An 11243-nucleotide genomic window follows, 5' to 3' on the forward strand; every position below is an offset into this window, starting at 1 on the left:
TTGTTCATGTTGCCACCCACGTTATCCATTTTTTTCGAAACCCAAACAACAAAGCTAACCCTGCTGCAATCTTTAGGATCAGCATCAATGAAATCCACTGCGGATAATCCTGTCTTAATAAAAGAGCGTCAAGCTCTGGCATGATCCAAAGCGATACTCCCACTGCAAAATAAACACTGGCAACACCGCTTACCTTATGATGCAAAAGCCAGCTTAACCATACCATCAGCACACACAATGGCAGCCATAGGAACTCCAGTTCAAATATAGAGGCCTCCGGGCTTCTTCCACCGAAGAACCCTGCATACAGTAATGCCCAAAAAGCAAAACCACAGTACTGCAACAAACCTATCCGGAGTAAAAATCCCAAAATACACCATAACAAGCCGCAGCACCCAATTAGAATAGGCCTCCAGAGCTGAGGATCCAGATCATGCAAATCAATCAGCCATAGCCCAAAACCAAGCGTTAAAACACTGCCCAGCCCCGCTAGGATAAGACTGATAACATTGTTCCGGTCCTTATAAACGGCGGAGTATCCATAACAAATAATTAATACAGATAGTGCGGTTGCAAGTTGCAAAGGCCAAGGAAAAACGCTAAAATAAAGACTAATCAAGAAAATCAAGGAAATAATTCCAAAAGAAAACAGCCAAATTTTGATGCTTCCCTGCTGTAAATTTCTCAGCGAAATTGGATTGTTATCCTTATTCGCATCCTCATCGTCATACAGATTGGTTAAGAAATCGCAATACTGCTCTGGCAGCAACCGGCTTTTTCTCCAATACTGAATCTCTTTTATAATGATGTCGCGTTTTTCCAAATTCACTGGTTCATCCTTCTTTCCAGATACACAAGGTCAACACATTTTTTACCAGCGTAAATTCAAATAAAAGAACCTCCTGCCACTGAGCAGCAGAAGGTCCAGTTCATGAAATACTATTCAAGGAAATCCTTAAGCCGTTTACTGCGGCTAGGGTGACGAAGTTTGCGCAATGCTTTGGCTTCGATCTGGCGAATCCGTTCCCGGGTAACACCAAACACCTTGCCGACTTCTTCAAGCGTTCTTGTCCGTCCATCATCAAGGCCAAAACGCAGGCGAAGTACATTCTCTTCACGCTCCGTGAGCGTGTCCAGCACATCCTCCAGTTGTTCCTTCAGGAGTTCATAAGCCGCTGCATCCGCAGGAGCCAATGCTTCCTGATCCTCAATGAAATCTCCCAGATGAGAGTCATCTTCTTCACCAATTGGTGTTTCCAAGGATACAGGTTCTTGGGCAATCTTCATGATCTCTCTAACTTTCTCAACCGTCAGTTCCATCTCAGCCGCAATTTCCTCTGGGGAAGGTTCGCGTCCCAGTTCTTGCAGCAATTGGCGAGAAACCCGAATCAGCTTGTTGATCGTTTCCACCATGTGTACAGGAATACGAATGGTACGCGCCTGATCCGCAATCGCACGAGTGATGGCCTGGCGAATCCACCAAGTAGCATACGTACTAAATTTGAATCCCTTATTATGGTCAAATTTCTCTACTGCTTTGATCAGACCCATATTACCTTCCTGAATCAGATCCAGGAACAGCATACCGCGTCCGACATAACGTTTCGCGATACTTACTACGAGACGCAGGTTCGCTTCTGCAAGACGGCGTTTAGCTTCTTCATCGCCATTCTTAATCCGCATAGCAAGCTCAACTTCATCGTCAGCCGACAACAAAGGAACGCGTCCGATTTCTTTTAGATACATACGGACAGGGTCATTAATCTTGATCCCTGGTGGCAGTGACAGATCGTCATCAAAGCTGAAATCATCGCTGTCTTTATCCTCATTATCCTCACTTGGTCGGAGGCTGTTAACCTCTTCATCGTTCTCGTTTACAACCTCAATTCCCAAATCACTGAGTTGCTCGTAGAACTCCTCCATTTGCTCGGGGTCTTGATCAAACGGCGATAATTTCTCCATAATATCTTTGTAATTTAATGATGATCTTTTCTTACCTTGCTCAATGAGCTGATCCTTCACCTGATCCAAAGTAAATTCTGCTTCCAATTCAGTATGCTGATCGTTCGCCATAATTCGACTCCCTCCTCCCTAGGTACATCCTGTCAACATGTCATTGTCTCTCTAGGGCTATAATCTCACTTGCTATTTGTGCCGCACGCAAAAAGTCACCTGACTTTTCAGCCTGAATCATCTCTTCACGCTTCTGTTCCATTTTGCGTTGCAGTGGGTATTTCCGCACTTCACGAATACAATCATCTAGAACCTGCATATTCCAGTCCGGAGGGGTATCCATCATGGATATTGATGTCGCAGTTTTCTCCAGACGATCATCCTGAAGTGATGATAGAAACCGACTAATGCCGGGTGGTTTGCCTTGCGCGTAATAGGCATATAGATAAGCAGCAATTGCCGCATGATCAACGATGTTGAAATCTTCTCCGAGGCGTTCGCCCACATACGTGGCGGCTTCCGGGTCCTGAATCATAAAGGACAATAGACGCCGTTCCGCGACATGATAAGCGGGTAGTAAGGTCGGTGTCTGCACCTGCCCTTTTTTATGCCTACCATTATTCCACCTTTTGTCGTTATTATCCCCTTCAGGGATGTTTTTTTGCATCGATGCCCTAAGTAAATTACAATCCTGCTTCAAACTATCATATGAAAGTTCGAGTTCAGCAGCGATTTCCTTCAGATAAACCTCTCGCTCTGTTGAGGAATGCAGTGAAGCAATAACTTCTAAGGCTTCCTTGACATAGGCGATTTTGCCATCTTCCTCTAGGAGTATATGGTTTTTTTTCAGATATATAAGCTTAAATTTTATGGATGAAACTGCTGAATCAATAACCTGATCTTTAAATCTTTCTCCTCCATGCTTGGAGATAAATTCATCCGGGTCCACCCCGCTTGGCAGTAAGGCGATCTTTACACGCAGGCCGCTGCCTTCAAGCATCGGAATGGCCTTCATGGCTGCTGCTTGTCCCGCCCGGTCACCGTCGTAAGACAGTATAATTTCATCAGCCAGGCTCTTCATAAGTGCCACATGACCCTCCGTCAAGGACGTTCCCATCGTTGCTACGCCGTTATGCACACCCGCTTCCCAGGATGAGATGACATCTCCGTATCCTTCAAACAGGACGATTTGTCGAGTTTTGCGAATGGATGCTTTGGACTGGTGCAAATTGTACAATATCCGGCTTTTGTTAAACAATCTACTCTCCGGAGAATTTAAATACTTAGGTTGACCCTCTCCAAGTATTCTTCCGGCGAATGCGATTACCTTGCCTGTACGGTTGGCAATCGGAAAAATAATCCGGCCACGGAAACGATCCAAATAGCCTTTGCCCTCACCGCGGGCTGACAGAAGTCCGCCTTTCTCCATTTCCGCAAGGTCAAAATTTCGCTTCTCCAAAAACTGCAGCAAAGTATCCCAGCGGTCCGGAGCATATCCGATCTGAAACTGGTCAATCATTTTATCACTGAAGTTCCGGCCTCTTAAATAGTCCATAGCGGCTTTGCCGTGTTCCGTATTCTTCAGCAAGTAATGATAGAACTTTGCCGACCATTCATAAGCTTGAATCAACCGGTCGCGTTCCGGATCAGGGGGAGACATCATACCTCCCTTACCTTCTGGAACGGGAATATCACTTTCTTCAGCCATTATTCTGACAGCTTCGGGGAAGGTTAATCCTTCGATTTCCATCCTAAATTTGATGGCATTTCCACCCATACCGCAGCCAAAGCAATGAAATACTCCCCGGTCGGGGGTAACAGTAAAGGAAGGGGTTTTCTCCGAATGGAACGGGCAGAGGCCCCATAAATATTTCCCCTGCTTGGACAAATGAACAACCTTACCGACTGTATCGACTATATCATGACGCGCAAGCACGCTTTCGATAACCTCTTCCGGAATATTGCCGTGTCCGCTAGCCACTTCAACCACCTTCATCTCTTAACAAATAAATATAATTCGCTATTGCTACACATTCTCCTGCAAAAGTATTAAAAGTTTTGTCAGTTTATGTTGAAAATAAGTTTTTTCTTCTGCCGTTATGGGTTTTGGACCCTTGGAATAATGTCCCCGTCTTCGTTCCACGGCCCTGGCATGTCTTCCCTCCAACATAAAATCCATCTTGGAATTGTCGTATTCCTGACCACGAAATGAAAGCACACTGCATCGTTTACCTAGTGCAAGTGCCGCAAGACCATAATCTTGAGTCAGTACCACATCTCCTGCAGTAATATGATTGGCAATATATAGATCGGCACTCTGATCTCCTCGATCCACCTGCACAACCGTTACACCCTCTTCAGCTTTCAGTGCATGGTCATAAGAAGATACCATAAGTACCGGAACACCAAAGGTGCGACCTACCTCAGCGATCTCTTTTTTGACCGGACAAGCATCCCCATCCACCACTATCGTTCTAGACTGGGACTTCTCCATGATCATCACCAATTTCCCGTGTAATATATATACGCCCTCTCCGCAAGAAATCCTTCTTTCTAAGCATAAATACGGAACGGATGTCAAATGACGCATTGGCACCGTTCCGTATATTTATACCCCAAACCAACATTCTATACCATAAGATTCAAATTTTCTTGATTAAAATTACCAGACAAGCTTCGCGAAATCAGCGAACGACTTGGAGTCAGCATCAATACCAGCAAGCAGAGCCAAACGGTTAGCACGCACTTGCTCGTCCTCAGCCATAACCATAACGGAATCAAAAAATGTTGTAACGGCGTCTTTTAGACCCGAAAGAATCCGAAGTGCTTCTTCGGCATTTTTTGCCGCCATAGCTTCAAGGTAAGGTGTGTGAAGCTCCTGCCATGTATTGAAAAGCTGCATTTCGGCATCTTCTTTAAGTAAAGCAGGATCAATCACTTCACTGGTTGCTTTACTTGCCAAATTACTGACACGAGTAAGCGAATCCACGGTAATCTTGAAATCTGCTTGGTCGGACACAGCAGCCATAAGAGCACGACTTCTGCCCACAACATCTACTACGTCGTCACAACCAGCCGCTGTAACAGCGTCCACAACATCATAGCGTACATTGTCAGATAAAAGACGTTTTACACGCAGACCGAAGAACTCGTACAGGTTTATACGTAGTTCATCTCCAGAATGTTTCGTATTTCCTGAATTTTCATGAATTTCAATCGCCGCTTCAAAAATTTCGCGCAGCGTAATTGGCAATTTATGCTCAAGCACAATTTGGACAATTCCTGCAGCCTGACGGCGCAGCGCATATGGATCCTGAGATCCTGTCGGGATGATGCCGATGGAGAAGCAGCCAACAATCGTATCGATTTTGTCCGCTATGCTGACAACTGAACCTGCTTCTGTTGAAGGTACAGCATCTCCTGCAAATCGTGGCTGATAATGCTCGAAGATCGCTTTTGCCACAGTTTCAGGCTCGCCTGCTTTACGTGCATAATCTTCACCCATAGTTCCTTGCAGCTCAGGAAATTCATAAACCATTTGTGTGACAAGGTCGAATTTACAAATATCCGCAGTGCGACTTACTTCGGACACAGCAGTAGCTGACAGTCCAAGCTTCACAGCCAGACGATCAGAGATTTGGCGAATACGGCGCACCTTATCCCCTACGCTGCCCAAATCTTCATGGTAAACAATGTTCTCAAGCTTGGCTAACGCATCGTCAATCTTCATTTTTTGATCTTCTTGATAGAAGAATTTGGCATCTGATAGACGAGCACGAAGCACTTTTTCATTTCCCTTAGCGATAACATCCAATGATTCTGCATTCCCGTTACGTACCGTTACGAAGAATGGCAGCAGTTTGCCAGCTGCATCAAAAACAGGGAAATAACGCTGATGCTCACGCATCGAGGTAATCAGCACATCCTGAGGAATCTCTAAGAAAGATGGATCAAAGGTTCCAAAGAGCACGGTTGGTGTTTCTACCAAGAACAGTACTTCTTCCAAAAGATCTTCTTTAATCGCAATTGTCCAGCTTTTCTCTTCAGCCAATTTGTTGATTTGATCCAGGATGAGCGTTTCCCGTTCCTTCACATCCACAAGTACATGCTGCGCACGCATGCTCTCCACATATTGTGCAGGCTCCGAAATTACAGTCTCTGTACCGAGAAAACGATGTCCACGGCTCACATTACCCGCTTTTACGTCCGTAATTTCCAAATCAATGATCTCTTTACCAAAAAGAGCAACCATCCAGCGAATCGGACGAACGAATTTAAAATCGTAAGCTCCCCAGCGCATATTCTTCGGGAAAGTCATCGCATTTACAATACCCAGAAGTCCTTCTGTGAGCAAAGAAGCAGTCTCTACACCCGCACTATTTTTTGTGGCATAAATATATTCCACGCCAGCTAGCTCTTTAAATGTAAATTGCTCTGGAGATACACCCTGACTGCGGGCAAATCCTAGTGCAGCTTTACTCCAGTCGCCGTTAGCATCCAGCGCGATTTTGCGTGAAGGTCCTTTGACCTCTTCGCTAATATCCTCTTGCTTCTCAGCCGCGTCCTTAACAAATACAGCGAGACGACGCGGCGTAGCATATGCAGTAACTCCAGCATGGTTTATACGTGCAGAATCCAACCACTTGGACATTCTATCCTGCAGCTGTTCCATCGCAGCACGGATAAAACGTGCAGGAATTTCCTCCAGACCGATCTCAAACAGGATATCTTTAGACACGGTCAGCACCTTCTTTCTTCAGCAGCGGGAAGCCAAGCTTCTCGCGTTCCTCAAGATATGTTGCCGCTACGGAGCGGGCAAGATTACGCACTCGGGTAATAAATCCAGTCCGTTCAGTTACACTAATTGCTCCACGTGCATCGAGTAGATTAAAGCTATGTGAGCATTTCAACACATAATCGTAGGCTGGAAACACAAGATGTTTCTCCATCGCTCTACGCGCTTCCTCTTCATACATGTTGAACAGCGAGAATAACATTTTTACATCCGATACTTCAAAAGTGTAGGTAGAATGTTCAAACTCCGGCTGATGAAAAACATCACCATAAGTCATACCGCTTACCCATTCAAGATCGAACACATTTTCTTTATCCTGAATGTAAGAGGCTAAGCGCTCCATACCGTAAGTGATTTCTACAGCAACAGGATTCGCTTCGATGCCACCTACCTGCTGGAAGTAAGTAAATTGAGTGATCTCCATACCGTCCAGCCATACTTCCCATCCCAGACCTGCACAGCCCAGTGACGGATTCTCCCAGTTATCCTCTACAAAACGGATGTCATGCAAGAGCGGATCAATACCGAGTGCTTTCAAGCTATCCAAATAGATCTCTTGAATGTTATCTGGTGAGGGTTTGATGATTACTTGGAATTGGTGATGCTGATACAGACGGTTCGGGTTCTCTCCATAACGACCATCGGAGGGACGACGTGAAGGCTCTACGTAAGCCACTCTCCAAGGCTCAGGACCTAGCGAGCGTAAAAAAGTCATAGGGTTCATCGTGCCGGCGCCTTTTTCTGTGTCATAAGGCTGTACGATGATACAGTTCTGTTCAGCCCAGAACTGCTGCAGTGTCAAAATCATCTGCTGGAAGTTCATAATACCGTCTCCTTCGCTTTACAAGTTTTTTACAACAGCTTGCCTAAAACTTTCTACCATGGAGGCGGCACTTTTAGCTCCTGACAGCAACAAAAAGCCCCCGCCCCCATGCCTGATTAACAGACATAGGGACGAGAGCTTAACTTATTCTCCCGCGGTTCCACCCTACTTGATTTCATACCTTGTATGAGCAAGTTTGCTGCCAAGACAAGAACGAAATCCACTTTCATTCGCCGCATTCGTACTCCCAGGTGCCATGTTCATGAACGTTGTCCCGCTAGGCTTCCACTGCCCCCAGCTCGCTGAATAACGACAATACAGTCCACTACTTTCCCGATCAATGCACGCCTCTCCCCAATTGGAGCATAACGACGATCATATAATAAACTGATCCTATAGTAACGGAAAAATCAGCTTTCGTCAAATCTTGTACTTGTCGAGCTGGTCTAGGAAACTTTGTGACTTCAGCTTTAATCCGAGTTGTACATCCATAAAGGCCCGCATAATTTTTTTCAGCTCATCCCGGCTGCTTTCCTTTACATCCACATTGCCTAGTCTAGTTAGGTCAAGTCTGGCGAATAATCGCAGCAGCTTCAACGCACGAGCAGAGACCTCCATGGCTGGAGGGTCATTATGTTTACAACTGCGGCACAGTGCTCCTCCAAGGCGAGGGCTGACCAGCAGTTGATCATCCGGCTTCTCGGCACCACAAATTACACAAGAATCGAATTCAGGACCATAACCGGCTGCCTGTAAGATTTTCATTTCAAAGACATTTATGATAACGCCGGGTTCCTTGTCCTCTTCAAGTGCATTAAGACAGGCCGTAAGCTGGCGAAACCAGAAGCTTCCCGTTTCCTCATCATGCAGAACACGATCAAGCAGTTCACACGCATAAGACGCATAAGCAGCTTTGATCAAATCCTCACGCAGCGGATGGTGAGACTTCGTAATTTCGCCAGAATTCAGTGTCCCAAGTCCTCCATTATTTCTAAAAAAAACAAATTCCCCAACGGTGAACAGTTGGATCAATGCAGCATGGCGGCTTTTGACCTTCTTTGCGCCACGCACCAGAACCCCTACTTTTCCCGCGTTCTCGGTGCAAAGCGTAATAATTGCGTTCCCCTCGCCGTAGTCCATGCTGCGGATGACGATCCCTTCCACCCTGTGTAGCATGCCTCTTCCCCCAACCATTCGGCAAGCAACCAGTCCTTATTGCGCTTCTTCATCACAGGCCTTCTCTTCCTCCACTAGCTGTAATCCACTATCTTCAAGCGGATGGCCAGCTTCCTTATACAGCAGGTAAGCATCGACGTCTCCTGTCATTGCAAAATACTTCCACGAAAAGTTTCGCATTCGTATTCATCCTTTCTTGGGAAAGACGATGTCTCTTATCAAGAATTAGGATGGTGCGATGGAGCAGGTTCTATCCTTGCAATTCCTACCAAACGAGGAATAACGGAATTAACTTAAAGGTCTTTATGGAAGCCCAAATCCCGCAGAACGCGGTCCTGATTGCGCCAATCTTTTTTCACTTTTACCCATAGCTCCAGAAAAATCTTCGAACCCAGCAGGTTCTCAATATCTGTCCGAGCCCGTCTGCCGACCTCTTTCAGCATTGCCCCTTGCTTGCCGATAATAATTCCCTTTTGCGAATCACGCTCAACAAAAATAACAGCTGAAACATGCACCACTCCATTAGGCTCAACCTTCATATCTTCGATGGCTACAGCAATAGAGTGCGGCACTTCTTCACGAGTCAAATGCAGAATTTTCTCCCGGATTAATTCCGCGCAGACAAATTGCTCGGGGTGATCCGTGATTTGATCTTCCGGATAATACTGAGGGCCTTCCGGCAAGTACTTGGCAACCTGCTCTAACAGCGTATTAACATTGCTGCCCATCTTCGCAGAAATCGGAATAATTTCGGCAAAATCATGCAGCTTGTTATATTGAGCCATAAGCGGGAGCAGAGCTTCCGGCTCTATTTTATCGATCTTGTTGAGCACCAGAATCACCGGTGTCTTCAGACCATTTAATTGCTCGGCAATGTAACGGTCTCCACCGCCCAAGCCCTCTGACGCATCCACAAGGAATAACACAGCTTCTACTTCACCCAGTGTACTCATTGCAGTCTGGTTCATGTAGTCGCCTAGCTTGGACTGTCTTTTATGAATCCCCGGTGTGTCCAGGAATACGATTTGTGAAGTGTTTGTTGTGTAAACACCATGAATTTTGTTTCTGGTTGTCTGTGGCTTATCCGACATGATGGCAATCTTCTGGCCAATGACCTGATTCATGAGTGTTGATTTACCTACGTTTGGTCTGCCGATAATTGCGACAAAGCCTGATTTGAATTTCATATTATCTTCCTTCCATACTTACCTTCTAGTTCAATCTTTTTCAATCATTCAATCTTTTTTTAAAAGCTTTTTCGCTCCCCCTGAATCTCCCTCAGCCAAGGGGGACCCCAAGGGCCCCGACCCTCTGGACACCCGAAAATAGGCGTACCTGCAACGTTCGACGGGATTAGAGGGACGGTTGTGCATGAGCGCTTTTGTCCCCTGTTGGGGACACGCTTCACTGTCGCTTATTAACACGGTTCGCATTAAGCTCTCCATGGAGAAAAATTACTGAGATGCAGCTTACAGGCAGGGTTTCAAGTTACGATGGGCAAAGAATCGCTGGCGGCTTTTGCCGCGGCGCTTACCTCGTAATATTACTCTAATAACACATAGTTTGCACCAGTTTAGCCTAACTTGGTAGAACTAGAACACTTTTAATTGTATTTTGTACAACTAATTTTAGTTTGAGTTTATGTTTTGGTGCTTTAGTTGTATTCTGTGCAATTAAATCCTGTCTTAAGAGCCTAATATGGACTTTATCATAAATTTAATTGTACTATCTGCAACTAAATTCATTTTTGTGGGAAAGAGTAGCAATTTAACTGTACATTGTGCAATTAAAGTAGCAACCTTCGTCTAACTATGCCTAATTTGCCTTTATACGGGCACAGGCATTAAATCAAAACCTCATTTTATTCTGAAGCTTGTCCTTGCTTTAGATCTACGGGACCAAAAGCGCCTGGAAGCAATTCTCCCACCGTAGTCTCAACGACATCACCCTTCATGTTTCCAAGAATAACCTTCATATCCGGTGAACACAACTCAATCATTACTTGCCGGCACACACCGCAAGGTGAAACGGGGCCGTCAGAGTCAGCTACTACGGCAATTGCTTTAAAAGAACCAACAGCATGTCCATCCGCAATCGCACGGAATAATGCTGTCCGTTCCGCACAGTTGGTTGGGCCAAAAGCAGCATTTTCCACATTACAGCCGTGGTGAATATGACCATCCTGATCAAGAAGGGCAGCTCCCACTCCGAATCGGGAATATGGAATGTAAGCTTTAGCTCGTGCTTTAATCGCCTCTTGCATAAGAAGAGTAGAATCCATATTTTGTCCTCCTAAAGTTTTGTGAGTATTGACTTCGTTGATTTTTCTTCGCACAAAACTCACTTCGTAAGCATACGCTCTGTTTTGTTTATCGTTACTTCCTGTTATTACTTCGACAAAACTCACTTCGTAAGCATCTAATTAGTTTCGTTTATCGTTATTTTCTCAGCATGCACTAAATTTTATCAGCGTACTTCATGAGATATATTCGGGTA

At 45.3% G+C, this 11243-nt stretch carries 10 protein-coding genes; all 10 read right to left on the reverse strand.

Annotation, left to right across the window (positions count from 1 at the left end):
• Nucleotides 1-4: 4 nt before the first annotated feature.
• The gene (locus NSQ66_RS23035) at nucleotides 5-829 is read right to left on the reverse strand and encodes a hypothetical protein (RefSeq protein ID WP_076141828.1); all 825 of its coding nucleotides are present in this window, start codon (nucleotides 827-829) and stop codon (nucleotides 5-7) included.
• A 110-nt stretch (nucleotides 830-939) separates the two neighbouring features.
• Nucleotides 940-2073 (reverse strand): RNA polymerase sigma factor RpoD, encoded by a 1134-nt coding sequence (rpoD, locus tag NSQ66_RS23040; RefSeq protein ID WP_036683799.1) that lies wholly within the window; start codon nucleotides 2071-2073, stop codon nucleotides 940-942.
• 40 nt (nucleotides 2074-2113) lie between these two features.
• On the reverse strand, nucleotides 2114-3934 hold the full coding sequence (gene dnaG / locus NSQ66_RS23045; RefSeq protein WP_036683805.1) for a DNA primase: 1821 nt from the start codon (nucleotides 3932-3934) through the stop codon (nucleotides 2114-2116).
• Between the two features lie 45 nt (nucleotides 3935-3979).
• Nucleotides 3980-4453 carry a DUF188 domain-containing protein gene (locus tag NSQ66_RS23050; RefSeq protein ID WP_036683807.1) on the reverse strand — a complete coding sequence of 158 codons (474 nt, stop codon included), beginning with the start codon at nucleotides 4451-4453 and terminating at the stop codon, nucleotides 3980-3982.
• A 162-nt stretch (nucleotides 4454-4615) separates the two neighbouring features.
• Nucleotides 4616-6691 (reverse strand): glycine--tRNA ligase subunit beta, encoded by a 2076-nt coding sequence (gene glyS / locus NSQ66_RS23055; protein ID WP_076098534.1) that lies wholly within the window; start codon nucleotides 6689-6691, stop codon nucleotides 4616-4618.
• Nucleotides 6684-7571, reverse strand: coding sequence for a glycine--tRNA ligase subunit alpha (gene glyQ, locus NSQ66_RS23060; RefSeq protein ID WP_036683820.1), 888 nt, complete (start codon nucleotides 7569-7571; stop codon nucleotides 6684-6686). Before glyQ ends, glyS begins: the two co-directional genes overlap by 8 nt.
• Nucleotides 7572-7991: 420 nt before the next feature.
• Nucleotides 7992-8747 carry a DNA repair protein RecO gene (gene recO / locus NSQ66_RS23065; RefSeq protein ID WP_036683821.1) on the reverse strand — a complete coding sequence of 252 codons (756 nt, stop codon included), beginning with the start codon at nucleotides 8745-8747 and terminating at the stop codon, nucleotides 7992-7994.
• Nucleotides 8748-8783: 36 nt separating this feature from the next.
• Entirely contained in the window at nucleotides 8784-8927 is a 144-nt protein-coding gene (locus tag NSQ66_RS23070) for a YqzL family protein (protein ID WP_076098533.1), read from the reverse strand.
• Nucleotides 8928-9040: 113 nt separating this feature from the next.
• Nucleotides 9041-9934 carry a GTPase Era gene (gene era / locus NSQ66_RS23075; RefSeq protein WP_036683823.1) on the reverse strand — a complete coding sequence of 298 codons (894 nt, stop codon included), beginning with the start codon at nucleotides 9932-9934 and terminating at the stop codon, nucleotides 9041-9043.
• 674 nt (nucleotides 9935-10608) lie between these two features.
• A complete protein-coding gene (locus NSQ66_RS23080) occupies nucleotides 10609-11028 on the reverse strand; it encodes a cytidine deaminase (protein ID WP_076098532.1) in 420 nt (139 codons plus the stop codon).
• Nucleotides 11029-11243 lie beyond the last annotated feature (215 nt).

This window comes from Paenibacillus sp. FSL H3-0329 (assembly GCF_037963285.1).
Lineage (GTDB): Bacteria > Bacillota > Bacilli > Paenibacillales > Paenibacillaceae > Paenibacillus_AQ > Paenibacillus_AQ odorifer.